The organism is Sulfitobacter geojensis, assembly GCF_000622325.1.
Classification (GTDB): domain Bacteria; phylum Pseudomonadota; class Alphaproteobacteria; order Rhodobacterales; family Rhodobacteraceae; genus Sulfitobacter; species Sulfitobacter geojensis.
In genome coordinates this window covers 2,356,150-2,381,990 of the sequence record NZ_JASE01000005.1, presented here as the reverse complement: position 1 = coordinate 2,381,990, position 25,841 = coordinate 2,356,150, and the positions used below count along the sequence as shown (strand labels likewise).

26 protein-coding genes and 1 tRNA gene are annotated in these 25,841 nt (G+C 58.5%); 11 read left to right on the top strand and 16 right to left on the bottom strand.

What is annotated here, in order from left to right; all coding sequences use genetic code 11:
- Positions 1-50: 50 nt before the first annotated feature.
- Together Z947_RS0113615 and Z947_RS0113610 are read right to left on the bottom strand one after the other, a co-directional pair.
- A complete protein-coding gene (locus Z947_RS0113615) occupies positions 51-386 on the bottom strand; it encodes a DMT family transporter (RefSeq protein WP_025044844.1) in 336 nt (111 codons plus the stop codon).
- 21 nt (positions 387-407) lie between these two features.
- Positions 408-866 carry an Lrp/AsnC family transcriptional regulator gene (locus Z947_RS0113610; RefSeq protein WP_025044843.1) on the bottom strand — a complete coding sequence of 153 codons (459 nt, stop codon included), beginning with the start codon at positions 864-866 and terminating at the stop codon, positions 408-410.
- 117 nt (positions 867-983) lie between these two features.
- Here Z947_RS0113610 and Z947_RS0113605 point away from each other — a divergent pair, with 117 nt between their 5' ends.
- The gene (locus tag Z947_RS0113605; protein WP_025044842.1) at positions 984-1,187 is read left to right on the top strand and encodes a DUF6356 family protein; all 204 of its coding nucleotides are present in this window, start codon (positions 984-986) and stop codon (positions 1,185-1,187) included.
- A gap of 6 nt (positions 1,188-1,193) precedes the next feature.
- On the top strand, positions 1,194-2,000 hold the full coding sequence (locus tag Z947_RS0113600; RefSeq protein WP_025044841.1) for a class II glutamine amidotransferase: 807 nt from the start codon (positions 1,194-1,196) through the stop codon (positions 1,998-2,000).
- A gap of 36 nt (positions 2,001-2,036) precedes the next feature.
- Here Z947_RS0113600 and Z947_RS0113595 read toward each other — a convergent pair whose 3' ends face one another.
- The 4 genes from Z947_RS0113595 to Z947_RS0113580 all read right to left on the bottom strand — a co-directional run bounded on the left by Z947_RS0113595 (position 2,037) and on the right by Z947_RS0113580 (position 4,836).
- The gene (locus Z947_RS0113595) at positions 2,037-3,251 is read right to left on the bottom strand and encodes an NADP-dependent isocitrate dehydrogenase (RefSeq protein ID WP_025044840.1); all 1,215 of its coding nucleotides are present in this window, start codon (positions 3,249-3,251) and stop codon (positions 2,037-2,039) included.
- Positions 3,252-3,348: 97 nt separating this feature from the next.
- A complete protein-coding gene (locus Z947_RS0113590; RefSeq protein ID WP_025044839.1) occupies positions 3,349-3,948 on the bottom strand; it encodes an HD domain-containing protein in 600 nt (199 codons plus the stop codon).
- A complete protein-coding gene (locus Z947_RS0113585; RefSeq protein ID WP_025044838.1) occupies positions 3,941-4,183 on the bottom strand; it encodes a hypothetical protein in 243 nt (80 codons plus the stop codon). Before Z947_RS0113585 ends, Z947_RS0113590 begins: the two co-directional genes overlap by 8 nt.
- Positions 4,183-4,836, bottom strand: a complete 654-nt coding sequence (locus tag Z947_RS0113580) for an alpha/beta hydrolase (RefSeq protein ID WP_025044837.1) — start codon at positions 4,834-4,836, stop codon at positions 4,183-4,185. Before Z947_RS0113580 ends, Z947_RS0113585 begins: the two co-directional genes overlap by 1 nt.
- A gap of 183 nt (positions 4,837-5,019) precedes the next feature.
- On the opposite strand from Z947_RS0113580, the gene iscR reads away from it, so the two are divergent.
- The 9 genes from iscR to Z947_RS0113535 all read left to right on the top strand — a co-directional run bounded on the left by iscR (position 5,020) and on the right by Z947_RS0113535 (position 12,849).
- A complete protein-coding gene (gene iscR / locus Z947_RS0113575) occupies positions 5,020-5,490 on the top strand; it encodes a Fe-S cluster assembly transcriptional regulator IscR (protein WP_025044836.1) in 471 nt (156 codons plus the stop codon).
- An 84-nt stretch (positions 5,491-5,574) separates the two neighbouring features.
- The gene (locus Z947_RS0113570) at positions 5,575-6,675 is read left to right on the top strand and encodes a cysteine desulfurase family protein (RefSeq protein ID WP_025044835.1); all 1,101 of its coding nucleotides are present in this window, start codon (positions 5,575-5,577) and stop codon (positions 6,673-6,675) included.
- 37 nt (positions 6,676-6,712) lie between these two features.
- Entirely contained in the window at positions 6,713-8,236 is a 1,524-nt protein-coding gene (gene sufB, locus Z947_RS0113565) for a Fe-S cluster assembly protein SufB (protein WP_037939550.1), read from the top strand.
- 118 nt (positions 8,237-8,354) lie between these two features.
- Positions 8,355-9,110, top strand: a complete 756-nt coding sequence (gene sufC, locus Z947_RS0113560; RefSeq protein ID WP_025044833.1) for a Fe-S cluster assembly ATPase SufC — start codon at positions 8,355-8,357, stop codon at positions 9,108-9,110.
- On the top strand, positions 9,110-10,390 hold the full coding sequence (locus Z947_RS0113555; RefSeq protein ID WP_025044832.1) for a SufB/SufD family protein: 1,281 nt from the start codon (positions 9,110-9,112) through the stop codon (positions 10,388-10,390). The genes sufC and Z947_RS0113555 overlap by 1 nt, the downstream gene beginning before the upstream one ends.
- Positions 10,390-10,875: a hypothetical protein gene (locus Z947_RS0113550; protein ID WP_025044831.1), complete on the top strand. Its 486-nt coding sequence runs from the start codon at positions 10,390-10,392 to the stop codon at positions 10,873-10,875. Before Z947_RS0113555 ends, Z947_RS0113550 begins: the two co-directional genes overlap by 1 nt.
- Complete coding sequence (locus Z947_RS0113545; RefSeq protein WP_025044830.1) at positions 10,875-11,456, top strand: YIP1 family protein; 582 nt, start codon at positions 10,875-10,877, stop codon at positions 11,454-11,456. The genes Z947_RS0113550 and Z947_RS0113545 overlap by 1 nt, the downstream gene beginning before the upstream one ends.
- Positions 11,456-12,676, top strand: a complete 1,221-nt coding sequence (locus tag Z947_RS0113540) for a cysteine desulfurase (RefSeq protein WP_025044829.1) — start codon at positions 11,456-11,458, stop codon at positions 12,674-12,676. The genes Z947_RS0113545 and Z947_RS0113540 overlap by 1 nt, the downstream gene beginning before the upstream one ends.
- Positions 12,677-12,772: 96 nt before the next feature.
- Positions 12,773-12,849, top strand: a tRNA-Arg gene (locus Z947_RS0113535).
- A gap of 474 nt (positions 12,850-13,323) precedes the next feature.
- On the opposite strand, the gene Z947_RS21130 is transcribed toward Z947_RS0113535, so the two are convergent.
- The 10 genes from Z947_RS21130 to Z947_RS0113485 all read right to left on the bottom strand — a co-directional run bounded on the left by Z947_RS21130 (position 13,324) and on the right by Z947_RS0113485 (position 25,812).
- Positions 13,324-13,884, bottom strand: a complete 561-nt coding sequence (locus tag Z947_RS21130) for a TetR/AcrR family transcriptional regulator (protein WP_037938928.1) — start codon at positions 13,882-13,884, stop codon at positions 13,324-13,326.
- A gap of 14 nt (positions 13,885-13,898) precedes the next feature.
- Complete coding sequence (locus Z947_RS0113525) at positions 13,899-14,954, bottom strand: flavin monoamine oxidase family protein (protein ID WP_025043846.1); 1,056 nt, start codon at positions 14,952-14,954, stop codon at positions 13,899-13,901.
- Between the two features lie 3 nt (positions 14,955-14,957).
- The gene (locus Z947_RS0113520) at positions 14,958-15,626 is read right to left on the bottom strand and encodes a cupin domain-containing protein (RefSeq protein ID WP_025043847.1); all 669 of its coding nucleotides are present in this window, start codon (positions 15,624-15,626) and stop codon (positions 14,958-14,960) included.
- A 30-nt stretch (positions 15,627-15,656) separates the two neighbouring features.
- Positions 15,657-16,277, bottom strand: coding sequence for a glutathione S-transferase family protein (locus tag Z947_RS0113515; RefSeq protein WP_025043848.1), 621 nt, complete (start codon positions 16,275-16,277; stop codon positions 15,657-15,659).
- Between the two features lie 133 nt (positions 16,278-16,410).
- On the bottom strand, positions 16,411-17,844 hold the full coding sequence (cysG, locus tag Z947_RS0113510; protein WP_025044828.1) for a siroheme synthase CysG: 1,434 nt from the start codon (positions 17,842-17,844) through the stop codon (positions 16,411-16,413).
- Entirely contained in the window at positions 17,841-18,776 is a 936-nt protein-coding gene (locus tag Z947_RS0113505) for a glycosyl transferase family protein (RefSeq protein WP_025044827.1), read from the bottom strand. The genes cysG and Z947_RS0113505 overlap by 4 nt, the downstream gene beginning before the upstream one ends.
- On the bottom strand, positions 18,773-21,352 hold the full coding sequence (locus Z947_RS0113500; RefSeq protein WP_025044826.1) for a nitrate reductase: 2,580 nt from the start codon (positions 21,350-21,352) through the stop codon (positions 18,773-18,775). The genes Z947_RS0113505 and Z947_RS0113500 overlap by 4 nt, the downstream gene beginning before the upstream one ends.
- Positions 21,349-21,684, bottom strand: a complete 336-nt coding sequence (gene nirD, locus Z947_RS0113495; RefSeq protein ID WP_025044825.1) for a nitrite reductase small subunit NirD — start codon at positions 21,682-21,684, stop codon at positions 21,349-21,351. The genes Z947_RS0113500 and nirD overlap by 4 nt, the downstream gene beginning before the upstream one ends.
- Positions 21,681-24,119, bottom strand: a complete 2,439-nt coding sequence (nirB, locus tag Z947_RS0113490; protein WP_025044824.1) for a nitrite reductase large subunit NirB — start codon at positions 24,117-24,119, stop codon at positions 21,681-21,683. The genes nirD and nirB overlap by 4 nt, the downstream gene beginning before the upstream one ends.
- A gap of 4 nt (positions 24,120-24,123) precedes the next feature.
- Complete coding sequence (locus Z947_RS0113485) at positions 24,124-25,812, bottom strand: ABC transporter ATP-binding protein (protein ID WP_025044823.1); 1,689 nt, start codon at positions 25,810-25,812, stop codon at positions 24,124-24,126.
- Positions 25,813-25,841: the final 29 nt, after the last annotated feature.

The following is a 25,841-nucleotide window of genomic DNA, read 5'->3' as shown; positions in this document are numbered from 1 at the left end:
TTGGGCGGGCCATACCGTGCAGGCGCAGCAAATGCCAGATAAAAAGAAAGTTAATGTGTATTGGTGGCCGAAAAGAGGTGAATGATCAGGATTCCGCCGATGATCAGCGCCAACCCCAGCAATGCCGGCAGATCCAGCTTTTGCCCGAACAACACAAATCCGATGCCTGCGATTAACACGATCCCCAGACCGGACCAGATGGCATAGACAATGCCCACCGGCATCGCCCGCAGCGCAAAAGACATGCAGTAAAACGACAATCCGTAGAACACCACAACCGCCAGCGCCGGCCAAAAGCGGGTGAATTGCTGCGAAGCCTGCAAGGCGGTGGTGCCCAGGGTTTCGGTCAGAATGGCAAAGAACAGCCAGATGTAATGGGCGGGCATATTACGTCCTTTCGCAAGCACTCAAAGGGGCAGGGCGGTGGTTTCCTTGATCTCTTCCATTACAAAGCTGGCCGAGACATCAGACAGGGGCACCTTGGCAATCAGCCGTTGATACAACCGGTCATAGCCAGCCATATCCGTGACCTGCGCACGGATCAAGTAATCCAGATCACCCGACATGCGATAAACGCCCATGATTTCGGGCATGCTTTTGGTGGCCGTCGAAAATGATCTTAACCAGTCTGGCGTGTGCGAGCTGGTGCGCAGCTGGATGAACACGGTCAGTTTCAGCCCAAGGGCGGCAGCATCCAGAAGTGTTACGCGCCCCTTGATCACGCCGGCCTTTTCCAATGCACCGATGCGCCGCCAACAGGCATTGCGCGACAGGCCCACAGTTTCGCCAATCGCGTCGAGAGATTGCGCGGCATCTCGTTGCAGTTCAAGCAGAATACGGCGGTCTATTGTGTCAATTTCCTTCATATACATTAAATATTGGGAAAATTTCACACAATCAAGATATGCATCACGATGTTTGGGAGAACTTCACAGGCGCTTGCGGCAATACTGATCCAAATCAGAAAAACACGGAGAGCCCCGATGATTGCCCGCATATTCCTGGATCACCCCGCAAAAGTTGATGAAACCTTTCTTGAACATATGGCATTTGCGCTTAAGTTCTCGGCTCTGTTGTTTATGGCGGCCGGCGCGGCGCTGCTGCATGCGTTTGTCCCCTGCCTGTGTGAGAAAACGGCCAGCGGCATCATCAAGACGCTGTACGAACGCACCCATAATCGGGGCTAGGCCAGCATGTGCCGATGGGCCGCGTGGCAGGGGGCACCGATTTTCGCCAGTGAAATCCTGACCGCGCCGGATCATTCACTGATCCATCAGTCCCGCGATGCAAGCGAATGCAAGACGGCGATCAACGCCGACGGGTTCGGGTTGGCGTGGTATGACAAATGGCCAACGCCGGGGCTGTACCGCGATGTGCATCCGGCATGGTCCGAACCGAACCTGAAATCGCTGGCGCAGCAAGTACAGGCGCGGCTGTTTATGGCGCATGTGCGGGCGTCCACCGGCACCGCGACCAGCCGCAACAACTGCCATCCGTTCGTTCAGGGCAACTGGACGTTCATGCACAATGGTCAGGTGGGCGGCTTTGACCAGCTGCGCAAGGCGGCGGATATGTTGATACCCGATGATCTTTACCCCAACCGCAAAGGCGCGACAGACAGCGAGGCGCTGTTCTTGGTGGCATGCGGGGCAGGGTTGGAAACCTGCCCGAAACTGGCGTTGGAACACAGTGTTGCGCTGTTTGAAGACATGGCGCGCGGCGTGGAGTGCGCCCCGCATATGCGGATGGCGGCGGCGTTGTCGGACGGGCAAACACTTTATGCGGTGCGCTACGCTTCGGACGACCGCGCGCCCTCGCTGTACTACCAGTGGAACGCAGAATGGCAGGGATGGTCGGTGGTTTCGGAGCCCTACGACACGGTCTGTGGCGGTTGGAAAGAGGTGCCCAAAGGCAGCTTTTGCCGTTTTACCCCGACCGGGGTAGAGATCACGCCGTTCATGCCACAAGTGAGGGTCGCGGAGCCCAAACTGGCAGGTTAACGAAACAGGGCCGCATTGCTGCGGCCCTGTTCCAAATTACCCGATAAGGGCTTTGTTGAGGTTTTCGTCGACCTTCTCGAGAAAGCCCATGGTGGTCAGCCAGCCCTGATCCGGCCCAACGAGCAGCGCAAGGTCTTTGGTCATGTGGCCGCTTTCCACCGTGCCGATGACCACTTTTTCTAGTGTTTCGGCAAAGTTGATCAGCGCCTCGTTCTCATCCAGCTTGCCGCGATGCTTCAGTGCGCCTGTCCAAGCGTAGATCGAGGCGATGGAATTGGTCGAGGTTTCCTCGCCTTTCTGGTGCTGGCGATAGTGGCGGGTGACGGTGCCGTGTGCCGCCTCCGCCTCGACGGTTTTGCCATCGGGTGTCATCAGCACCGATGTCATCAACCCGAGAGAGCCAAAGCCCTGCGCTACGGTGTCGGACTGGACATCGCCGTCGTAGTTTTTACAGGCCCAGACATAGCCGCCGTTCCACTTCATCGCGCAGGCGACCATGTCGTCGATCAGTCGGTGCTGGTATGTGATGCCGGCTTCTTTGAATTTATCCTCGAACTCGGTTTCATAAATATGTTGGAAAAGTTCAAGAAACCGCCCGTCATATTGTTTGAGGATCGTATTTTTGGTTGATAAATAAACAGGCCAGCCCTTTGCCAAACCATAGTTCATTGACGCACGGGCAAAGTCGATAATGGATTTATCAAGGTTGAACATCGCCATAACCACACCGGAATCCGGCGCGTCAAAGACTTCGTGTTCGATTTCTGTGCCGTCCTCGCCGACAAATTTGATCGTCAGTTTGCCCGCACCGGGAAATTTGAAATCGGTGGCGCGGTACTGGTCGCCGTAGGCATGGCGGCCGACAACGATGGGTTTCGTCCAGCCGGGCACAAGGCGCGGCACATTTTTACAAATGATCGGTTCGCGGAAAATCACCCCACCGAGAATGTTGCGGATGGTGCCGTTGGGCGAGCGCCACATCTTCTTGAGACCGAATTCCTCGACCCGAGCTTCATCCGGTGTGATGGTCGCACATTTGACGCCAACGCCGTATTTCTTGATCGCTTCCGCTGAATCGATGGTGATCTGGTCGTCGGTGTCATCCCGCGCCTGAATGCCCAGATCATAATATTTCAGATCAATGTCGAGATAGGGCAGGATCAGCTTTTTCTTGATGAAGTCCCACATGATGCGGGTCATTTCATCGCCGTCGAGCTCGACAACGGGGTTTTCTACCTTGATCTTTGTCATGCGGGATTCCTTTGGCTACGGGGGACGCTATGCACGCGATCTAGCTTAAATAGGGTTAAAGGGAAAGTCTGTATACTGTGGTATGCAGTATGCGGCATCAGCCGGTGGACCGATCTGCAAAGAAGGTCGCGATGCGGGCTTTGGCATAGGCCCAAAGATTGGGCGCGCCGATGGCGATCTTAGATCCGACACGGTCGTGGATCTGCTGCTCTGTGACGTCGAAGTCGATCCAGCTGCCGCCGCCCGATTGCAGGTTCTGCATCGGGGGCTGGAAACGGTCCAGCGATTTGGCGAATTGTGCCGAAGGGGTCTGTGCCGCCTCGAACTCGTCCCAGATACGGCGGAAACTGTCGCGCAGGTCGTCTGGCAGCAGGCCAAAGATGCGGTCGGCGGCGGCCTGTTCCTGTTTCTCGATTGCGGCGTGGTCCAGATCACCGAAGATCGGATTGTCGCCTGCGTCGATTTCGACAAGATCGTGCAGGATCAACATCTTGATGACCCGCGTGATGTCCACGTCCGGCGCCGCCTGATCCGCCAGTACCATTGCATAAAGCGTCAGATGCCACGAATGTTCAGCCGAATTTTCATAGCGGGAATTGTCGCAAAGCTCGGTCGCGCGGATGGTGTTCTTGAGCTTGTCAGCTTCGTTCAGGAACGCGATCTGCTGATCCAGCCGCGTCCCTGTTGTTTCACTCATTGCCAGCGGCCTGCGCACGATGTGCTTTCAGCGTCTGGGCCAGAAACCTGCGGCCCTGATCATTGGCCATGCGCGTGCGGATCGCGGTCAAAAAGGCTTCTTCCAGTGTTTGTGAAGAGGCCCCCAAAACATCGCCCATGCGCATGAACAAACGGTCCTCGCCGGTTTCTGCCTGCACGGCCAGGCATTCCTCGGCCAGTTTGTTGGCCATCTCGATGACAACGGAATCGACCATTAGCGGGTGGTCTCTGTCAGGCGGCGCTTCACGTAATCCGTGGTGGAGGTAATCAGCGTGTCCATATGCGGCTCTTCAAAGAAGTGGCCGGCACCTGGCACTTCCTGATGCGTGATGGTGATGCCTTTTTGTTCGTGCAGCTTGTTGACCAGACCGACGGTGTCGGCTGGCGGTGCCACGCGGTCGGCAGTGCCGTTGATGATCAGACCCGATGCGGGGCAGGGCGCAAGGAAGCTGAAGTCATACATATTCGCCGGTGGCGAGACCGAGATAAAGCCGGTGATTTCAGGGCGGCGCATCAAAAGCTGCATGCCGATCCATGCGCCGAAGGAAAAACCCGCGACCCAGCAGTGTTTCGAGTTGTTGTTCATCGACTGCAGGTAATCCAGTGCCGATGCCGCATCCGACAATTCGCCGATGCCCTGATCATATTCGCCTTGCGAGCGTCCCACACCACGGAAGTTGAACCGCAAAACGGTGAACCCCATGTTATAGAATGCATAATGCATGTTGTAGACGACCTTGTGGTTCATCGTCCCGCCAAACTGCGGATGCGGATGCAAGATGATTGCAATCGGCGCGTCGCGCTCTTTTTGAGGGTGGTAGCGGCCTTCAAGGCGACCTTCTGGTCCGGGGAAAATGACCTCTGGCATGGAAGTTCCTGTCTGGTGGTCCAAAGTGGGGCGCAAAGGTGTCGCGAATAGTTGACGACTTCGCTCGACTACTTTAGAACGGTTCTAATTCTTGGGGTCGCATCATATGCGCTCCGAACTTTTCATTTAGGCGCAACAGCGGCCCGCGTCAATGAACGCGGCAGTTTTCGAAGGATGGGTGTGATGAAGCTTTCCACCAAGGGCCGTTATGCAATGGTTGCTTTGGCCGATATTGCGCTGCAACCGGGCAATACTTTGGTGTCTCTGGGGGATATTGCGGAGCGCCAGTCGATTTCCTTGCCCTATCTGGAACAGTTGTTTGTGAAACTGCGCCGCGCGGATCTGGTCGCGTCTGTACGTGGTCCGGGGGGCGGTTATCGGCTGTCACGTCCGGCGGCGGAAATCCGGGTGGTTGATATCTTGTCTGCCGTCGATGAAACCGTGGATGCGATGCACAAGGGGGCAGGTGCGTCGGGCGGCGCGTCGGGCAGCCGTGCGCAATCGCTGACCAACCGGTTGTGGGAGGGGTTGAGCGCGCATGTTTATGTGTTTTTGCACCAGACCCGCCTGTCGGATGTGATCGCCAATGAACTGGTGCCCTGTCCTGCGGTGCCCAACCTGTTTGATGTTGTGGCTGTGGTGGATGAAACGTGAGGTTTGAGCCAACAGCCGCGCAGAGCGCGACGCGATCTAATTTTTGTTGGGGCTCTGCCCCGAACCGCGGAGGATGAGGGCAGGATGAAGGCCGGGCGGTGTTATCTGGATCATAATGCGACGACTCCCCTAAGGGCGGAAGCACGCGCGGCGATGATCGCGGCGATGGATGTCGTCGGCAACCCGTCCTCTGTGCATGCCGAGGGGCGCAAGGCGAAGGGCGTAATTGAAAAGGCCCGCGCGCAGGTTGCGCAATTGGTGGGGTGTCTGACCTCACAGGTGATTTTTACGTCCAGCGCGACCGAAGCGGCAGCCTTGGCCGTGGCGCAGAAAGAGCGCCATGGCGGGCGGTTCGAGGCCTTGCCGACTGAGCATGATTGTCTGGGCGTTTGGGACGATGGGGCGCTTGCGTCGTGGTTTGACCGCGCGGGCGCGTACCATCCGCAAGAGCTGGCGGGGGGCGCGTTCGTCGCTGTGTCGGCTGCTAACAGCGAAACCGGCGTACTGCCCCCCAGTGGATTTCTGGCGCAATTGTCGGGGCAGACAGTCATCTGTGACATCACGCAGGTGGCGGGTAAAACAGCGATCCCCTTTGTCGAAGGGGCGCGTCCGGCCTATGCGATCCTGTCGGCGCACAAGATTGGCGGCCCGAAGGGGATCGGCGCTTTGATCAACTTCACCCGCGACGATCCCGCGCCGATTCTGCGCGGCGGCGGTCAGGAGATGAACCGGCGTTCGGGGACGGAAAACATCGTCGGTATTGCCGGTTTCGGAGCCGCGGCAGAAGCGGCGGGACAAGATGTTGCCATGGGGCGATGGGACGAAGTTGAAGAACTTAGAAACATTCTAGAAAACGCTCTTGCGACTTCCGCAAAGAAGACTATTTTTGTCGGAAATGACGCGCCGCGCTTGCCCAACACCTCCTGCATCATTGCCGAGGGCTGGAAAGGTGAGACGCAGGTGATGCAGATGGACCTTGCCGGTTTTGCCATTTCGGCGGGATCTGCCTGTTCCAGCGGCAAGGTCAAAGCCAGCAAGGTTCTGCTGGCGATGGGATATGACGAGGCCGACGCCACAAGCGCCATTCGGGTGTCTTTGGGGTTGGAAACAACGAAAACGGATGTTTTGCGCTTTGCTGAAAGCTGGCTTGCAAAACGTGACAAACACGCACAACGGGCGGCCTGATGCGGCCCACGGGAAAAGGACAGATATCTTGGATACTGTGATCGTAAAAGAAAATGACGGCGTCAAGGATGGCGTGGATCAGGACACCGTAGATGCTGTGCGCGAAGTGGGCGGGGCCTATAAGCACGGCTGGTCCACCGACATCGAGATGGAATATGCCCCCAAGGGACTGACCACGGACATCGTGCGTCTGATTTCGGAGAAGAATGACGAGCCGCAGTGGATGCTGGACTGGCGGCTTGAGGCGTATGAGCGCTGGCTGACCAAGACAGAGCCGGATTGGGCGATGGTCGATTATCCTGAAATCGATTTTCAGGATCAATACTATTACGCGCGCCCCAAAAGCATGGTTGAAAAAACCAAATCTTTGGATGACGTCGATCCCAAGTTGCTGGAAACCTATAAAAAACTGGGCATCCCCTTGAAAGAGCAGGCCATTTTGGCCGGTGTCGAGGGTGCCGAGAACATGGGTGATGAGACGCGCAAGGTTGCGGTCGATGCGGTGTTCGATTCCGTTTCTGTCGGCACAACCTTCAAAGACGAGTTGGCCAAGGCCGGTGTGATCTTTTGCTCGATCTCTGAAGCGATCAAGGACCACCCCGAACTGGTGAAGAAATACCTTGGTTCTGTGGTGCCTGTATCTGACAACTTCTACGCAACGCTGAACTCAGCAGTGTTTTCTGACGGGTCTTTTGTCTACGTCCCACCTGGCGTGCGGTGTCCGATGGAACTGTCGACTTATTTCCGCATCAACGCCGAAAACACCGGCCAGTTCGAGCGCACGCTGATCATCGCGGACAAAGGGTCTTATGTATCCTATCTTGAGGGCTGTACGGCGCCTCAGCGTGACGAAAGCCAGCTGCACGCGGCCGTGGTCGAAATCATCATCGAAGAAGACGCCGAGGTGAAATATTCCACTGTTCAGAACTGGTACCCCGGTGACGAGAACGGCAAGGGCGGCATCTATAACTTCGTGACGAAGCGCGCCGATTGCCGTGGCGATCGCGCCAAGGTGATGTGGACGCAGGTAGAGACCGGTTCGGCCGTCACATGGAAATACCCCAGCTGCATTCTGCGCGGCGACGATTCACAGGGCGAGTTTTACTCCATCGCTATCGCCAACAACATGCAGCAGGCCGACACCGGCACCAAGATGATCCACCTCGGCAAGCGCACGAAGTCGCGGATTGTGTCCAAGGGGATTTCGGCAGGTAAGGCGCAGAACACCTATCGCGGGCTTGTGTCGATGCACCCCAAAGCCAAGGAGTCGCGCAATTATACGCAGTGCGACAGCCTGTTGATCGGGGATCAATGCGGGGCGCATACGGTGCCTTACATCGAAGTAAAGAACAATTCCTCTCGTGTGGAGCATGAAGCGACGACCTCCAAGGTAGACGACGATCAGATGTTCTATTGCCGTTCGCGCGGGATGGACGAGGAAGAGGCGGTTGCGCTGGTCGTGAACGGGTTCTGCAAGGACGTGCTGCAAGCCCTGCCGATGGAATTTGCGATGGAAGCGCAGGCCTTGGTGGCGATTTCGTTGGAAGGGTCTGTGGGGTAACATCCGCTTTTGCTTGTTGTCGGTATATCGGCGGCAGGTACCTTAATCAGGTCTGGGAAGGCCTTGAAATTAATAGATATTAGAACGCTGGGCGATTGCCCGACAAAGGAAGACCGACATGCTGAGCATCAAGAACCTGAACGTAAAACTGGAAGACGAAGACAAGCAGATCCTCAAAGGCGTGAACCTTGAGGTTGAGGCCGGCAAGGTGCACGCGATTATGGGTCCGAATGGCTCGGGAAAATCGACGCTGTCTTACGTGCTCTCCGGCAAGGACGGCTATGAGGTGACCGAGGGTTCTGCCACGTTGGAAGGTGATGATCTGTTGGACATGGAGCCCGAAGAGCGTGCAGCGGCGGGCCTGTTTCTGGCGTTCCAGTACCCTGTAGAAATCCCCGGCGTGGGCAACATGACTTTCCTGCGCACCGCGGTGAACGCACAGCGCAAGGCGCGCGGCGAAGAGGAAATGTCAGCTGCCGACTTCCTGAAAGTGGTGCGTGCCAAGGCAAAAGAGCTGAAAATCGACGCGGACATGTTGAAGCGTCCGGTTAACATGGGCTTTTCCGGTGGTGAGAAAAAGCGCAATGAAATCCTGCAGATGGCTATGCTTGAGCCCAAGATGTGCATCTTGGATGAAACGGACTCGGGTCTTGATGTTGATGCGATGAAACTGGTGGCCGAGGGCGTGAATGCCCTGCGCACCGAAGGGCGCGGTTTTCTGGTCATCACCCACTATCAGCGTCTGCTGGACCACATCAAACCCGACGTTGTGCACATCATGGCGAACGGTCGCATTGTGAAAACCGGCGGGCCCGAGCTGGCGCTTGAAGTCGAAAACAACGGCTATGCCGATATTCTGGCCGAGGTGGCGTAATGACGGCAGTTGCTGAAAAAACCAACCCGACAGAAGCGTTGATTTCGGGGCGTGACAGCGCGGCAAAAGGCTGGTCCAAGGCCGCCCGTGCGGATGCATTGGCGCGGTTGCGTGGAATGGGCGTGCCAGAGCGGCGCGATGAATACTGGAAATACACAAAACCGGATACGTTGACGCAAGCGGATGCGCCGACAGCGGCGGTTTTCGACACTGACGAAGCGCCGATTTTTGACGCCGTGGACAGCTTGAAACTGGTCTTTGTCGATGGTGTTTTTGATGCGGATGCTTCTGATGATCTGGCCTTGGAAGGGCTAACAATCGAGCGGTTGGCGACGTCGGACAGTGATTTGCACTGGGCACGTGACGTTTACGGCGTGTTGGAATCCAACGGACAGACACCGGTATCGCGGCCCTTGGCGGCGCTGAATACGGCATTGGCCACGGACGGTGTGCTGATCCATGTGTCAGGCAAGGTAAGCAAACCTGTCAGCATGATTTATAACCATAAATCAGATGCTTCTGATGCGATCTTGCATCACTGCATTAAGTTGGACGCAGGGGCGGAATTGACCGTTCTGGAAAGTGGTCCAGCCGCGGCGCGCCTGAGCATGGTAACAGAGGTGGACGTTGCGGATCAGGCATCCTTCAACCATGTACGCTCGCAAGGGCGCGATCATGAACGCCGCGCGGCGACACATTTGTTCGCGCGTCTGGGCACCGAGTCCAACTTCAAATCTTTCACCCTGACCGTGAATGGTGTTCTGACCCGCAATGAAGCGGTGATCGAATTGACCGGTGATGACGCCAAAGCCCACATCGCGGGTGCTTGCGTTGGGGACGGCGAATTCCACCATGACGATACGGTTTTCATCACCCATGACGCGGTGAACTGCGAAAGCCGTCAGGTGTTCAAAAAGGTGCTGCGCAATGGCGCGGTGGGTGTTTTCCAAGGCAAAATCCTTGTGAAAGCCGACGCGCAAAAGACCGACGGGTACCAGATCAGCCAGTCCTTGCTGCTGGATGACGACAGCCAGTTTCTGGCCAAGCCGGAGCTTGAGATCTATGCGGATGATGTGATCTGTTCACACGGGTCGACCTCTGGTGCGATTGACGAAGATGCGCTTTTCTATCTGCGCGCACGCGGCATTTCCCATGGCGAGGCGACGGATTTGTTGACTCTGTCTTTCCTCGCCGAAGCAGTCGAGGAAATTGAAGCCGATGCGCTGAAGGATGTGATCCTTGAGCGTTTGACCGGCTGGTTGGCGCGTCGCCGCAGCTGATGGCTGCGACCCGCGATATTGTGGCCACCTATCGGGGGCCGGGCAAAGTCATGCGCCGGTTGCTGGGCGAGGGGGTGCGCGAGGACCGGGCGCTGATCTATCTGATGATCGGCTGCCTGATGGTGTTTGTCGCGCAGACCCCGCGTCTTGCCCGCGAGGCGTTTGAAACCGGCGAGAATCTGCAAATGCTGATGGGCGCGTCCCTGATGGCATGGCTGTTTATCGCGCCGCTTTTGCTGTACGGATTGGGCGGATTGACCTATCTGGTCGCACGCGCGCTGCGCAGCAAGATTACCGGTTACGGCGCACGTCTGGCGCTGTTCTGGGCGCTGCTGGCGTCCTGTCCGGTCATGCTGCTGTGGGGGCTGACCGCCGGGTTTGTCGGGCAGGGCATCCAGCTTACCGTTGTCGGGTTCATCTGGTTTATCCTGTTTATGTGGTTCTGGACCGGCGGCTTTCGCGCCGCCGCAGCAGAGGGCGTCTGATGCAGGATGCGCTGATCCCGATGATCCAGACCAGCCTGCGCAATCCGCGCGGCGCTGCGCGATTGATCATGTCAATGGGGCTGGGGCGTGACGTCTTGTGGACGGCGCTGACGCTGGTCGCGGTGATCAACACCTTTCTGATTTTACTGATCGTGGCCACGTCCAGCGCAACGATGCCTTTACCGGGTTATTTTGACAAACCGCTGACCTTGTTTGTGCTGATTGCGGGTCTGATGGTGGTCTACATCCATGCGATGTATTGGGCGGGGCTGGCCGTGGGGGGCAAGGGCGCGCTGATGGATGTGCTGGCCGTTGTCGTCTGGTTCCAAGTGTTGCGCGCTATTGCGCAGGCGGCAGTCGTGCTTTTGTCGCTGGCGATCCCGCCGCTTGGCGCAATCCTGTCGCTGGTGGTTGCCGGTTGGGGGATCTGGATTTTCCTGAGCTTTCTGGCCGAGGCGTTAAACCTGCGATCGCTTTGGCACGGGGTGGCCGTTGTTTGTGTTGCCTTTATCGGCATTGTGATGGGCATGGCGATATTGATCGCCATGATCGGGGGCGCGGCCCAAGGAGTGTTAAGCTGATGTATGACGTGACCGAAGTCCGCCGTGATTTTCCAATTTTATCCCGCGAGGTAAACAACAAGCCGTTGGTTTATCTCGACAATGGGGCGTCGGCGCAAAAACCGCAGGTGGTGATTGATGCGATCACCCGCACCTATTCACAAGAATATGCCAATGTGCACCGCGGGCTGCACTACCTGTCCAATCTGGCCACCGACAATTACGAATCCGTGCGCGGCAAGGTGGCGCGTTTCCTCAACGCCGCCTCGGAGGACGAGATTGTTTTCAACAGCGGCACCACCGAGGGCATCAATCTGATCGCCTACAGCTGGGCCATGCCGATGTTGCAGGCCGGTGACGAGATCATCCTCTCCGTGATGGAGCATCATGCCAATATCGTCCCGTGGCATTTTCTGCGCGAACGTCAGGGTATCGTGATCAAATGGGTCGATGTGGACAGCACAGGCGCACTGGATCCGCAAGCGGTCATCGACGCGATCACCCCCAAGACCAAGTTGATCGCAATTACTCATATGTCCAATGTGTTGGGCACCAAAGTGGATGTGAAAACCATCACCCAAGCGGCCCATGCCAAAGGGGTGGCTGTATTGGTCGACGGGTCGCAAGCGGCCGTGCATATGCCGGTCGATGTGCAGGACATCGGCTGTGATTTCTACGCAATTACCGGTCACAAACTTTATGGTCCTTCAGGTTCAGGCGCGATTTATATCAAGGCGGACCGGATGAAACAGATGCGCCCGTTTATCGGGGGCGGTGATATGATCAAAGAGGTCTCCAAGGACGGGGTGGTCTATAACGATCCGCCGATGATGTTCGAAGCGGGCACACCGGGTATCGTGCAGACCATCGGCATGGGCGTCGCGATTGATTATATGATGGGTCTGGGGATGGCGAATATCGCCGCCCATGAGGACCGGCTGCGGGATTACGCAGTGGCCAAGCTGGGCGGGCTGAACTGGATACAGGTGCAGGGCACGACCCCTGACAAGGGCGCGATTTTCAGCTTCACCATGGAGGGTGCCGCCCATGCGCATGACATGTCGACGATCCTCGACAAAAAGGGTGTCGCGGTGCGGGCAGGGCAGCATTGCACAGGTCCCCTGATGGAACATATGGGCCTGCCGGCCACCTGTCGCGCGTCAATGGGGTTGTATAATACCGAAGCGGAAATCGATATTCTGGTAGAGGCGCTTGAGCTGGCGCACGAGTTGTTCGCCTGACCGTCGCGCGCACCGCAGGGCAGTATCGGGAATAGTGGTGAAAACCGCATCAGCGGCCATTGCGAGAGACGTGCAGCTTATGTATAGGAACAGCGTGGACCATTAGCTCAGCTGGATAGAGCGCTGCCCTCCGAAGGCAGAGGTCAGAGGTTCGAATCCTCTATGGTCCGCCAGTTTCAACTTCCTGCCTTAAGTATCTGATTTGATGCGACGCTGATGTCGGAAGTTAACCGGCCTTTGAGCTTGCAGACCATATATTCGCGCTGTTCATTGCGGTTGGAAGGTCTGCGCCAATCCGTCCAGCCTGCATCGACTCACATGGGGCGACGATCATTGTACTTCGGTCGGTTCGTTTAAATCCAAATCCCGCGCTTTAATTTAAACAGCATTTATTCATTTCTGCTTGGCGCAATTCATTCGACCCGAGCCTTATCGGACTTCATAACAATCCTGCGCCGCGCAAAGGGATTGCCATTCTTTAAAGCTGTCTGTTGTTTCCGAGAATGGCCCGCCGTAAAAGAAGATATGACGAAAAGCGCAGTCGGAAGGCCTTGAATAACGGTGTGCGCTAGAGCTCAAACAAATCAGCGTCATCGGAACGAAACTATGGCGTATTGAGGTAACTCTTGCATCGCGCCTGACTGACGTCAGCGGGCCAGCAGCAACCTTGTCGCCTTGTCAAACGCGGTGAGGTTTTGCTCTGCATGCGCGGCGAGATGTGCTCCTTCGAGCGTGGCGAGGGTTGCGTGTGCTTCCGCTTCAGGGGCGCTTATCGCTGAAATTGTGCCATCTTGTTTGCCCAGCTCAAACAGGGCTGTGATCCATGTGGTCATCATGGCGCGAAAGGCGACGATCTTGTCTTTCACCTCATCCGCAAGGCTATCACGGCTGATGGTGAAAGCCACGCAAAGACATAATGTTTCGCCGCCGCCCAAGGCATTGCGATAGAACGCCACTAAAGCGGCCAACCTGTCGGCGGCGTTTTGGTGCGTTGCCTCTATCTCAGTACAGACCTGTTCGACCGATGCGTGATAGCGATCCATCAGCGCGGCGGAAAGCACCGCCTTGGTGGCAAAGTGGTAATGGATGGATGCCTTGCGGATGCCGGCAGCTTGCGCCAGATCGCCGTAGCTGAACCCGTCGAAGCCGCGACTACGCGCTGCTTTTTCAGCGATATCCAGCAGTGTTGTTTTGGTATCGGGTTGCACGTTTGGTTCTACCTTTAAGGCCTGTTCAATTGGGTTAACGCATTTTCGGCGGCTTCCAAAGCCCCTTCAAGGTAGCCGCCAAATTCCGGCGCGACTTCTGTACCGCCAAAGATCAGTTTACCGTCCCATAACCCGCTGAGTGTTGTCGGCAGGCCGTAATGCGGATGGGCGTAGAGGGGCCTTTGATCCAGCGCGGTGGCGGTAAAGGGATCATAGGCCCAATCCTTGATCGCCAGGCGCTGCGGCGCGCCTGCATCCGGTCCGAAAATACGTATCAGTTGTGCCGTAATTTGCTGGCGCAGCCACTCTTGATCCTTTCGCGCCTGAGAGGGCACGCCAAGAAAACCGAACAGCGCAAAGGGGCCGCCTTGCGGGGGTGATGCATCGTGGATTTCTGCCAGAGGACCAAAGCGGCTCATGGCATCGCCCGACAATCCGGCTTCGCGCCAGAAGGGGCGGTCGTAGATCGCGACGGCCTTGGCATGACCTGCCATCCATGTGGCGATATTTTGCATCGCCTGAAGCGCTTGGTCGGGCAGGGCGGGGGTGTAGGTGATCTGTGCCGCCAGCCGCGGGGGCAGCGCCAGCACCACGCGGCTGGCCCTCACGGTACGGCCATCGCGATAGGTCGCGGTGATGATGCCGTCCGCGCGGGTCAGCGTCGTGATCGGGGCGGATAGATGCAGATTGTTTGCGTCTACCTTGGCGGACAGGCCGTCAATCAGCCGGATCAATCCGCCCTCAAGACGAAAGGAGCCTTCCATCGAGGCAAACCCCTGACCACGTTGGGGCTGCCCCTGCGCGTTCTCAAACATCAGATCGCCTTGGGCGTATTGATCAAACCGCGTCAGCCCCAGATCACGGATCAGTTTTGCGATGCGCGGCTGACCGGGCCAGAACCACGTGGGCCCCGTATCGAAAGTGGCACCTTCATGCCGGATTGCCGCGATCCGCCCGCCAAGACGGTCTCGGGCCTCGGCCAAGATATAGCTGTGGCCGAGATCCGTCAGGCGGCTTGCAAGGGAGAGCCCTGCAAGCCCGCCCCCGATGATAAGGGTATCGGTGTGCATCCTTTACGCCTGCGGCGCCTTTGCAAAGGGCAGGTGGCCCGTTTTGATCCACAATTTGGTACCCTCGGGTCCGCCGACCGCCGACAGGGTTTCCCCATCCGGCATGCGCAGCCAGTCGTTCTTGTGCAGCACGTCGCCGCCGACAGTGATGCTGCCGTCAATAACCAGCACCTCAATGCCGCCCTGTGCTTGGGATGTCAGCGTCGCCTCCGCATCAATGTGACTGTAGGTGACGACCTCGCGGTCATCCTTATGCAGGATTGCAGTGGCCACGCCATTAACGGGTGCGGCCAGTTCTTCCGCCATTGTTTTGCGAAACTGCGTGCGGTCGTCCATATCGAACTGCCACAGTTTGACGAAGATCGTGCAGCCCTCGGCCGAACTGGGGGTGTGGGATGTGGTGGGGGGATTGCGCACATAGGTGCCGGCGGGGAAATCGCCATGCTCATCCTGAAACACACCTTCCAGCACGATGAACTCTTCACCGCCCGTATGTGTGTGCGCCGAAAATGCGCTGCCGGGGGCATAACGGACGATGGTGGTGGCGCGTGCCACCTCGCCGCCGATACGGTCCAGCATACGCCGGTCCACGCCCTTCATGGGCGAGGCCTGCCATTCCAACTGGTCAGAGTGGACAATTACGGGACTGTCGAAATCTGCATTCAAGTTCATTGATCAATTCCTTGTCGTGAAGGCGCGCGTTTAACCCGCGATGGATGGCCGCTTGGCGACTTTTGCGCGCCAAGCCTGAAGGTGTTTTAGAGATTGCGGAATGTCTACTTTGGCAAAATCCGCAAAGGCCAGCCCCGCAAACGCCGTTATGTCTGCCGACGAAAAACGATCACCCGCAACATAGTCATTATCGGCCAAAACGCCATCGAGGTAAGCCATCGTCGTGGCTGCGACCTCTTTTTGCTTATTTCCCCATTCAGCGCATTGGTATGTCTCCAACTCGGCACCCAACCCTGGTGTCGCATGATGGAAATAGGCCCCGACAGCGTTCAGCAAGCCAGCCTCGGCGCGGGCGTTCATCATTGAAATATGCGCGCGTTGCTTCGGCGTTGTGCCGGTCAGGGAAGGGCCGTCATAGGCGCCGTCGATATATTCGATAATCGCATTGCACTGCGCGATGTGGGACCCGTCGTCCAGTTCGAGGCAGGGAACAGTCGCATCGGGGTTCATTGCTTTGAACGCGTCGGTGCGGTGCTCGCCGTTCATGACGTCTACGGCGATGAACTCCGCGTGATCGGAAACGCCTTTCTCGGCAAGCGCGATGCGCACGCGGGCCGGGTTTGGAAATCCTTCGATGTCATAAATCTTCATGGGCTGTATCCTTTGCTTCCCCGCACATACCTACCGATAGGTAGATAAAAAGCAATTCACGAAAACGCGAGCGCTTCCTGGTCGCGAGGCACAGGAAGCGTTCTTTTCCCTTAAAAGGATACTTTATCAGGCGTTATGCGTGTCGGGACCGCACGGCGATGTCGCAAAGACCCGCATGCTCAGGGGTAGTGTGATGCCCAAGCGATTTCTGCGCGCCGGCCTTGGGCAGTTTGAGCAGCAGTGTTGCCGTATCCGTAATGCCATGCGCAACAAGCGTTTCGGGCAGGGAGGCAATGTCGCAATGGATGACGATTTCGGCATCCGTTTGCGCATGCGCGACGATGGTCACGGCAATATCCTGAGGCCCATGGCGGGCGGAAAGAAATGCGCTGATCTCAGGGGTTGCGCGCACTGCCATATAAAGCGCAACACATGTGCCTGCCGTCAGGTTGTGCAAGATCTGAGGGACGGCGCATCCATCGGTGACATGGCCGGTGGTCAGGACCAATGTGTCGATGTGTTCGCGTTCCGTCAGCATCTGGCCACTGGCAGCCGCCACGCCGCAGGCGGCGGTGACGCCGGGAACGATCTCGACAGGGATGTCGGCAGCGCGCAGGGCGTCCAGTTCCTCCTGACCCCGTGCAAAGATGCCCGGGTCACCGCATTTCAGCCGCACAACACGCGCGCCGCCTTTGGCAGCGGCGACAATGGTTTGCGTGATCTTTTCTTGTGGCCAGCTGTGGCATCCGGGCCGTTTGCCAACATAAACCCGTTCTGCATCCCGTCTTGCCAGCTCAAGTATTTCGGGGTCGACCAAGCGGTCGTAGTAGATGATATCGGCCTCTTGCAGACGCTGGACACCGCGCAATGTAATAAGGTCTTTTGCCCCCGGACCAGCCCCGACCAATGCGACACTGCCGCTTGTTTCCTGTCCGAAATCGCCGGTTACGATGGCCTGTTTGATCATCCGTGCCGTTTCGCGTTGCGCTCCGCGCGCATGGGTGCGGCGGGGTGTATCTGCGAACACCCAGCGCCATAGGTCGCGGCGCGCGCGCGGACCAAGGTGCTGCGCTGCATGCGCGCGCAACCGTCCCACCAGCGCCGCGAGCCCGCCCAGATCAGGCTCAAGCATCTGTTCGACGCGGGTCTTGATCTGGCGGGCCAGAACCGGTGCCGTCCCTTCGGTGCCGATGGCAACAACAACCGGATCACGGTCCACAATAGAGGGGGTGATCGCATCGCAAAGGGCCGGTTGGTCAACCACATTAACGGTTGCGCCTGCGGCCTTTGCCAAACCGTGAATAGCGCTATCGGTGCCGCGGCAGCCGGTCGCGATAAACACCAACGCGGTGTGTTCAAAATGCGCAGCGCGGATCGGGCCACGGCGTTGGGTGATCCGGCCGGATGTCGCAAGAGCTGCCAGCTCTTCCTCCAGCACATCACTGAACACCGTGATCTGGGCCTCTGTTTTAAGCATCAGTCGGGTTTTCTGAGCAGCCTGTTCGCCGCCGCCGACAATCACAACGTGCCGGCCCGCCATCTGGAGAAACATTGGAAAGGTTTTCATGCGGATATTCCTTCACAGCGGGCGCGGCATTCCCAGAGCGCCTGCGCTTGTTGTTCGGCGTCGGGGATGCTCAACGCGGGGTCAAGCGTCCATAGAGCGAGGGCTGCGGTGCCGGTTACGGTTGCTTCGGCGAAAGGGTCGCGCAGCCTGCCGTGCCAGAGGGCAAGGGGGTCGATTGCATCGTTTACCTCATGTAGGCGTCGGGTTTCGGACAGGAGTGCAGGGGTCTTTTGCTGGATATGGCGGCCACTGCGCAGGCCGAAACAGAGGATGTCCTTGGAGGGATGGCGCTCGAACTCGCCGCCGCCACCCTTGATGATGCTCAGTGTTTTCTGGCCGAGCATCTCGGCCGCCTGCGCTTGCAGGCTGCGATAGGAGGGATGAAACACACCCTGCACTGTGGCGGGAGCTTGCGAAGGATTCCACATGCGCAACACCGTATTGAAACAGGATCGCAGCCCCAGATCGGCGCGCAGATCCAGCAAGTCAAAGGCTTTGGGGCAAAGGGTTTGCAAAGGGTCGTAGCGCACCTGCGGACCTGCCAGCCTGCGTATATCGTCGGGCCGCAACGTGGCGTTTTGATACGCGTTATGCCCGTGCATCGAAATGCGCACACCGGTTTGGGCCACCAGCCTTGCGGCCAGCAGATACAGCGGTGCACCGCGGCTGCGCCCCGCGGCATAGCTCGGCCAATCCAGATCGGCCGCAGGCAGAACCCCTGTCACATGCGCACGCAGAGCTACGGTGAAACCGGCAATCTCTTGCGGTTCTTCCCCACGCAGGCGCAGCACCATCAGCAATGCGCCGACGGCTTCAGGGGCCGCGCGCCCCTCAAGGATCACGGTCATTGCCTCTTGCGCTTCGGTCAGCGTCAGCGCGCGGGCGCGGCCCTTGCCCTGTGCGACGATCCTGACAAATGGCGCAAGGGTCATTCCGCCGCCATCCGCAGGTTTTGCCGTGCCAAAAGCCGCGCAAGTTCCGGCTTGCAAGAGCCACAATTGGTGCCGGCGCAGGTCGCATCGCCCAAGGCCTCGACCGAGGTGGCCCCCGCTTCAATAGCGTCCAGCAAGGTGTTTTGCCCCACGTTCAGGCAGGCGCAGACAACGGCCCCCGGATCGGGCTGGTCTTTGCCCATGCGTCCGGCCAAGGCGCTGAGCGGCGGCATGCTGGAACCGACATGGGAAACCGCCGCAGCGCGCGACAGGGTCACGGGCCGGTCAGAGACAAACAGCACCGCCTGTATCACCCCGTCACTGCTTAGAGCGACTCGCACGGCGCCGTCTTTTTTGTCTTCATAGACGGAGGGCTGCGCCTTTGGCAGTCGGGCTATGCTGCGGGCAGTTTCGGTCCAGTCTTGTGGTAGGTCGCTGCCGGCCATCTCGACCTGCCATCCGGTCGCCGTGCGTGAGATCGCGCCGTACGGGGTTTGGACGTCGGGGCGTTGTGCACAGGCCATAAACCCGTACCACTTTGCGATATAGGGTTTAACGCTGACGCCGGTGCTGCGTTTAAGGGCAGGCTGGCCGGAAATAGGGTCCGTTAACGGGGCGACCAGCGCGTTTACGGTGCCGCCGCGCGCGGTTTGGCGGGTCCAGTGCATGGAGGCAAAAAGCTGCCCCTGCGCGACACGATCGCTTACAAGGCTGCGCAGAATTGCGCGGCCCCGGTCGGTGCGGACCGCGACCAGATCACCATGCGCGGTCCCGATCGCGGCGGCATCGAGGGGATGGATTTCCAGATAGGGTTCCGCCAGATGGGCACCCAGTTTCGGTGATTTACCCGTGCGCGTCATCGTGTGCCACTGATCCCGGTTGCGCCCTGTATTAAGCGTCAATCCGGCGTGATCGAGGGCCGGTGCCGTGACCGGCACCATCCGTGCCTTGCCATCGGCGTGATAGAATTTCCCGTCCGCAAAAAAGCGTGCGTTGTCGCGCGGCCATTGTTGCGGGATCAGCTTGGCGTAATCGGCATCTGCAAACAGGCTCAGGTCCAGATCACGCCCAAACGGGCGCGCGGCGGCGTCCAGAGCGATGTATTCTGCAAAAACCTCGGCCGGAGAGGCATAATCGAAAGCGGTGCCAAACCCCATGGCGGCGGCTACATCGCTGATGATGCGCCAATCGGGGCGGGCCATGCCCGGTGCCGGCAGGAAAGCGCGCTGGCGCGAGATGCGCCGTTCGGAATTGGTAACCGTGCCATCCTTTTCGCCCCAACCCGTGGCAGGCAGCAACACATCTGCCAGATCGCCGGTGTCCGTACGCGCCATGATGTCCGAAACAGCTACAAAAGGGACATTGGCAATCGCTTGCGCAACCCTGTTGGCGTCCGGCATCGACACCGCCGGATTGGTCGACATCACCCAAAGCGCCTTGATCTTGCCGGCCGCACAGGCATCAAACAGGTCAACCGCCTTCAGCCCTGCGTGATCGCAAATGGCGGGGCTGTTCCAGAAGGTTTGCACCGTGTCGCGGTGGGCTGCGTTTTCGATGTCGAGATGGTTGGCGAGCATATTCGCCAGCCCGCCCACTTCGCGTCCGCCCATGGCGTTGGGCTGGCCTGTGACCGAAAACGGTCCCGCACCGGGTGTCCCGATGCGCCCCGTGGCCAGATGGCAATTCAGGATCGCGTTGACTTTGTCGGTGCCGCAGGCGGATTGGTTCACACCTTGGGAATAGACCGTCACAACCTTTTTGGTCTGCGCCCAAAGCCGGTAAAACGCGTCAAGCGCATCGGCAGGAACACCCGCGTCCGCCGGATCAGTGGCGCGGGCCTGCGCGAGTGCTGCGGTACAGCCGTTCACATGGGCGTCGATGTACCGCGCATCAAGGTGGTCGTGACCGGCGAGGAAGGACAGCAACCCGTTGAAAAGCGCCACATCACCGTCGGGCGCAACGCGCAGATGCATATCCGCGAGATCACACGTGGCGGTGCGGCGCGGGTCGATGTTTACCACGCGCATATCGGGGCGCGCTTCTTTGGCCGCTGCAATCCGTTGGTACAAAACCGGATGACACCACGCGAGGTTCGAGCCGACCAGCACGATCAAGTCTGCCTCTTCCAGATCGGCATAGACCCCTGGCACGGTATCGGTGCCAAAAGCGCGTTTATGTCCCGCCACCGAAGAGGCCATGCACAGGCGCGAATTTGTGTCGATATTGGCCGAGCCTATAAAACCCTTCATCAGCTTGTTGGCGAGGTAATAATCTTCGGTCAGCAACTGGCCTGACACGTAAAAGGCCACGCTGTCAGGACCGTGATCGCGGATGGCATCGCCGAATGCCCCCGCCACACGTCCCAGCGCGCTGTCCCAATCTGCGGTCACGCCATCAATTTGCGGTGCCAGCAGGCGCCCTTCCAGATCAACCGTTTCGCCCAGCGCCGACCCCTTCGAACAGAGCCGTCCGAAGTTCGCCGGATGATCGGGATCGCCCTTGATGGTGCCATCGGCACCCGCCAGAACGCCGCAACCGACGCCGCAATAAGGGCAGGTGGTGCGCGTCAGGCTCATGCGGCGCTGCGTGCGGCAAGAAAGGCCGCCTCCAGTTCGATCCGCCCGTCCAGAACGCGCGCGCGATAGGTGGCAACCTGTCCCTCATCCGCGCCGGCGGCAAGTCCCGTTTCCAGCGAAAACACCCAGTTGTGCAAGGGGCAGGTCACCGATGCGCCGTGCACGATCCCTTCGGCCAAGGGCCCGCCCTTGTGGGGGCAGCTGTTGTCGAGCGCATAAACCTCGTCATTGGCTGTGCGAAACACGGCGACGCAGCCTTGGGTGGTTTTCACCACCCGTGCGCCGCGCTGCGGGACATCGTCGAGGGATGCAATATCAATCCAGTCACTCATTCTGCGGCCTCCAGATCAAGCCGCGCAAGGGGCTGATAACGTTTTGCTTTTTCTTTGACATGGGCGGCCCATGGGTCGTGGCGATAGATCGACTGGCTGATCTCGAACCGGTCGACCAGAGCGGCGCGTTCGGCTTGATCCGTCACGACACGTGCCTCGATCCAGTCCAGCCCCACTTTGGCCATCCATTTGTAGATCCGGTCCAGATATTTGGCATTCTCCCGGTAAAGCTGGGTGATTGCCTTGATCACGTCCATGGCTTCTTCTTCGCTGGCGACCTGCACCAAAAGTTCGGTTTCCTTGACGTCCATGCCTGCGGCCCCGCCGATGCTGATCTGGAAACCGCTGTCGACACAGATGATGCCGATGTCCTTGCAGGTCGCTTCTGCGCAGTTGCGTGGACAGCCGGACACACCGAGCTTCAATTTATGCGGTGTCCATGCGCCGTGCAGCGTCTTTTCCAGCTTGATACCAAGGCCGGTACTGTCCTGGGTGCCAAAACGGCAATGATCAGTGCCCACACAGGTTTTCACCGTGCGCAGCCCCTTGGAATAGGCGTACCCCGATACCATGCCCGCATCGTTCAGATCCTTCCAGATCGCTGGCAGGTCTTCCCCCTTGACGCCCAAGAGGTCGATCCGCTGACCGCCTGTGACCTTGACCGTGGGCACCATGTATTTATCCGCCGCATCTGCAATTGCGCGCAGCTCGTCCGGCGTGGTGATCCCGCCCCACATCCGTGGTACAACGCTGAACGTGCCGTCCTTTTGGATGTTGGCGTGCTTGCGTTCGTTGATGAACCGGCTTTGCGGATCATCGGCATATTCCAGCGGCCAATCCGCCAGCAAATAGAAATTCAATGCCGGCCGGCAGACGTGACACCCGCAGGAGGTTTTCCACCCGCATTCCTGCCAGACCGCGGGCATTGAGGTCAGGCGCTGCGATTTGATCATCCGGCGCACGTCCTCATGCGTCATGTCGGTGCAGGCGCAGATCGAGGCGGCTGCGGGCATGACGAAATCATCCCCCAGCGTCACAGCCAGAACCTGTTCAACCAAACCGGTGCAGGTGCCACAGGACGCCGAGGCCTTGGTCACAGCCTTGAGCGCGCCAAGATCTGTCGCCCCCGCCGCAATCGCATCTTCGATTTGCCCTTTGCAAATGCCGTTACAGCCGCAAATCTCCGCATCACGCGGTAAGGCTGCAACGGCTGCCAACGGGTCCAGGGGGGTGCCCCCCTGATAGGCTGGTCCAAAGATCAATGTATCGCGCATCTCTGTAATGTCGGTCTTGTCCTTGATCAGGCCGAAAAACCAGTTGCTGTCGGCGGTATCGCCATACATTACCGCACCGATGATCACGTTGTTTTCGATCACCAGACGGCGATACACCCCGCGCGCGGGGTCGCGGAAAACGATATCCTCACGGCCTTCGCCATCGGCAAAATCACCTGCGCTGAACAGATCGCAACCGGTGACCTTCAGCTTCGTAGAAAGCTCTTTCTGAACGAAAGCCGCTTCCTCGCTTAGCAAGGTTTTGGCCGCCACTTTCGCCTGATCATAAAGCGGGGCAACCAGACCGAAGATCGCCCCGTCATGTTCGACACATTCCCCTACGGCCAGCACATCGGGATCGGATGTCACCATCTGGTCATCCACATGGATGCCTTTGCCGACAGCCAGACCGGCCTGTTGCGCCAGCGCGACATTGGGGCGGATGCCCACCGCCATCACTAACAGATCACAGGGCAATTCGGTCCCGTCATCCAGCAGCAAGGCGCGCACGTGACCGTCCTTGCCCAGTATCTCCTTGGAGTTGGCCGCGCATTTGATCGTGATGCCCTTGTCCACAAGCGCACGGCGCAGCAGATATCCTGCCGCTTCGTCCAGCTGGCGTTCCATCAGATGGCCCATGATATGCACAACCGTCACGTCGACACCGCGCGCAGCCATGCCCGCCGCAGCCTCCAGCCCCAGCAGGCCACCGCCGATCACAACGCATCTGTTGTCCGGCCCAAGTGCCATCATCCGCTCGGTGTCTTCCAGATCGCGATAGGCAATCACGCCTGCCAGATCATGACCGGGGAGGGGGATCATAAACGGGTTGGACCCCGTGCCGAACATCAGCTTGTCATACGCCAAGACATCGCCATTCTCCGACGTGACCGTTTTGGCCGACCGGTCAATCGACGCGATGCGCTCGCCAAAGCGGCAGGTTACACCGTTTTGCGCGTACCATTCTGCGCCATGTGTTTCGATTTCCGCATAGGTTTTATCCCCTGCAAGCACCGGTGACAGCATGATACGATTGTAATTCCCGCGCGGCTCCGCGTTGAACAGGGTCACGTCATAGGCGTCCGGCGCGGTTTCCAGCAGGGTTTCCAAAGCACGGCCCGTCGCCATGCCCGCCCCGATGATGATCAGTTTCTGGGTCATCTGTTTACTCCGCAGCGATGGGTTTCGAGGGCGTGGTTTGCGCCGATTTGGAGGTGTTGCCATGTTCGTATTCCTCAAGGAAATCGAGCACCTCCTGCCGGTAGGTGTAATAATCCGGGTGCTCCAGCAGCGCCTTGCGGGTGCGCGGGCGGGGCAGTTTCACGTCGGTGATCTTGCCGATTGTCGCTTGCGGCCCATTGGTCATCATCACCACGCGATCGGCCAGCAGGATCGCTTCATCCACATCATGGGTGACACAAACGGCGGTGACCTTGGTGCGCGACCAGACCTCCATCAGAACCTCCTGCAATTCCCAGCGCGTAAGGCTGTCGAGCATGCCGAAGGGTTCGTCCAGCAACAGCAGTTTCGGTGAAAGCGCAAAGGCCCGCGCGATGCCGACGCGTTGCTTCATGCCGTTGGAAAGCGACGCCGCTCCCTTGTCCATGCTGTCCGCGAGCCCGACACGTTCGAGGTAATACTCCACGACATCCTGCCGCTCGGCCTGCGATGCGCGGGGATAGACTTTGTCGACACCGATTGCGACGTTTTCCTTGGCGCTCAGCCACGGGAACAGGTTGGGGGATTGGAACACGACGGCACGCTCGGGGTCCGCGCCTTCAACGTTCCAACCGTCCAGTTTGATCGCACCCTTGGAAATCGGGTTCAGGCCGGCGGCCATCGTCAACACCGTTGATTTACCACACCCGGAATGCCCGATCAGCGAGATGAATTCGCCCTTGTTAACCTTGAGATCGAAATCCTTGACCACGGTCAGCGGCCCCTTGGGGGTAGGATAGACTTTGTGCAGCTGCGAGAAGTTCAGATAGCGTTCTTCGATGGGGCTTTTCTGCGCGTCCGACACTGCTTTGGGTACGGCATGAATGGGCGTCACATTGGGCAGGGTTTTGCTTTCGTCGACCTTTGCCTCAATGCCCACATCCATCAGGTATTTCGTGACACTGGCGCGCAGGGCCTTGAAGGTTTCGTCATTATTCATCTCCATCCGGTCGCGCGGGCGGGGGATGTTCACGTCAATCGGTTCCGCCAAAGTGCCATCAGGGTTCAGCGGGACAATCCGGTCAGCCAGCAGGATGGCCTCGTCCACATCGTTGGTGATCAGGATGCAGGTTTTCTTGTCACTTTCCCAAATCTCCAGAATTTCATCCGCCAGATTAGCCCGCGTCAACGCATCCAGCGCCGAAAGCGGTTCGTCAAGCAGCAGCATTTCGGGGTTCATTGCCAGCGCCCGCGCAACGGCGACCCGTTGGCGCATGCCGCCCGACAATTCGGCCGGCCGGCGCGAAATGGCGTGGGGCAGGCCGACCATGGAAACGTAATGATTGATCTTTGCCTCGCGCTCCGCCTTGCCCAGTTTGGGAAAGACCGCGTCCACTGCGAGCCCCACATTGCCGCCTACCGTCAGCCACGGCATCAACGAATAGCTTTGGAAGATCAGGCCGCGCTCTGGTCCGGGTTCGGTGATCGGCGCGCCGCGATAGGTCAGCGTGCCACTGTCGGGCAATTCAAGCCCCGCAATGAGGTTCATCAAAGTGGATTTTCCTGTGCCGGAAAATCCGAGGATGGCGAGGAATTCGCCCTCTTTGACCTCTAGGTTGATGTTTCGAAGAACTTCGGCGCGGTCGGTTCCGACGCCAAAACCCTTGTTTACATCTTTGATACTGAGAATGCTCATGATTTTTCCTTTATGCGCTGGCGTTTCGC

What these genes read in the sequence shown, in the direction of transcription:
- nirD (WP_025044825.1), bottom strand. Translation starts at nt 21,684, where the DNA reads ATGAGTGACTGGATTGATATTGCATCCCTCGACGATGTCCCGCAGCGC.
- Z947_RS0113520 (WP_025043847.1), bottom strand. Translation starts at nt 15,626, where the DNA reads ATGAACTTGAATGCAGATTTCGACAGTCCCGTAATTGTCCACTCTGAC.
- Z947_RS0113605 (WP_025044842.1), top strand. Translation starts at nt 984, where the DNA reads ATGATTGCCCGCATATTCCTGGATCACCCCGCAAAAGTTGATGAAACC.
- nirB (WP_025044824.1), bottom strand. Translation starts at nt 24,119, where the DNA reads ATGACCCAGAAACTGATCATCATCGGGGCGGGCATGGCGACGGGCCGT.
- Z947_RS0113615 (WP_025044844.1), bottom strand. Translation starts at nt 386, where the DNA reads ATGCCCGCCCATTACATCTGGCTGTTCTTTGCCATTCTGACCGAAACC.
- Z947_RS0113580 (WP_025044837.1), bottom strand. Translation starts at nt 4,836, where the DNA reads ATGCCAGAGGTCATTTTCCCCGGACCAGAAGGTCGCCTTGAAGGCCGC.
- Z947_RS0113590 (WP_025044839.1), bottom strand. Translation starts at nt 3,948, where the DNA reads ATGAGTGAAACAACAGGGACGCGGCTGGATCAGCAGATCGCGTTCCTG.
- Z947_RS0113505 (WP_025044827.1), bottom strand. Translation starts at nt 18,776, where the DNA reads ATGACCCTTGCGCCATTTGTCAGGATCGTCGCACAGGGCAAGGGCCGC.
- Z947_RS0113500 (WP_025044826.1), bottom strand. Translation starts at nt 21,352, where the DNA reads ATGAGCCTGACGCGCACCACCTGCCCTTATTGCGGCGTCGGTTGCGGC.
- Z947_RS0113595 (WP_025044840.1), bottom strand. Translation starts at nt 3,251, where the DNA reads ATGACAAAGATCAAGGTAGAAAACCCCGTTGTCGAGCTCGACGGCGAT.
- Z947_RS0113485 (WP_025044823.1), bottom strand. Translation starts at nt 25,812, where the DNA reads ATGAGCATTCTCAGTATCAAAGATGTAAACAAGGGTTTTGGCGTCGGA.
- cysG (WP_025044828.1), bottom strand. Translation starts at nt 17,844, where the DNA reads ATGAAAACCTTTCCAATGTTTCTCCAGATGGCGGGCCGGCACGTTGTG.
- Z947_RS0113550 (WP_025044831.1), top strand. Translation starts at nt 10,390, where the DNA reads ATGGCTGCGACCCGCGATATTGTGGCCACCTATCGGGGGCCGGGCAAA.
- Z947_RS0113610 (WP_025044843.1), bottom strand. Translation starts at nt 866, where the DNA reads ATGAAGGAAATTGACACAATAGACCGCCGTATTCTGCTTGAACTGCAA.
- Z947_RS0113600 (WP_025044841.1), top strand. Translation starts at nt 1,194, where the DNA reads ATGTGCCGATGGGCCGCGTGGCAGGGGGCACCGATTTTCGCCAGTGAA.
- Z947_RS0113515 (WP_025043848.1), bottom strand. Translation starts at nt 16,277, where the DNA reads ATGAAGATTTATGACATCGAAGGATTTCCAAACCCGGCCCGCGTGCGC.
- iscR (WP_025044836.1), top strand. Translation starts at nt 5,020, where the DNA reads ATGAAGCTTTCCACCAAGGGCCGTTATGCAATGGTTGCTTTGGCCGAT.
- sufC (WP_025044833.1), top strand. Translation starts at nt 8,355, where the DNA reads ATGCTGAGCATCAAGAACCTGAACGTAAAACTGGAAGACGAAGACAAG.
- Z947_RS0113545 (WP_025044830.1), top strand. Translation starts at nt 10,875, where the DNA reads ATGCAGGATGCGCTGATCCCGATGATCCAGACCAGCCTGCGCAATCCG.
- Z947_RS0113525 (WP_025043846.1), bottom strand. Translation starts at nt 14,954, where the DNA reads ATGCACACCGATACCCTTATCATCGGGGGCGGGCTTGCAGGGCTCTCC.
- Z947_RS0113585 (WP_025044838.1), bottom strand. Translation starts at nt 4,183, where the DNA reads ATGGTCGATTCCGTTGTCATCGAGATGGCCAACAAACTGGCCGAGGAA.
- Z947_RS0113540 (WP_025044829.1), top strand. Translation starts at nt 11,456, where the DNA reads ATGTATGACGTGACCGAAGTCCGCCGTGATTTTCCAATTTTATCCCGC.
- Z947_RS0113555 (WP_025044832.1), top strand. Translation starts at nt 9,110, where the DNA reads ATGACGGCAGTTGCTGAAAAAACCAACCCGACAGAAGCGTTGATTTCG.
- Z947_RS0113570 (WP_025044835.1), top strand. Translation starts at nt 5,575, where the DNA reads ATGAAGGCCGGGCGGTGTTATCTGGATCATAATGCGACGACTCCCCTA.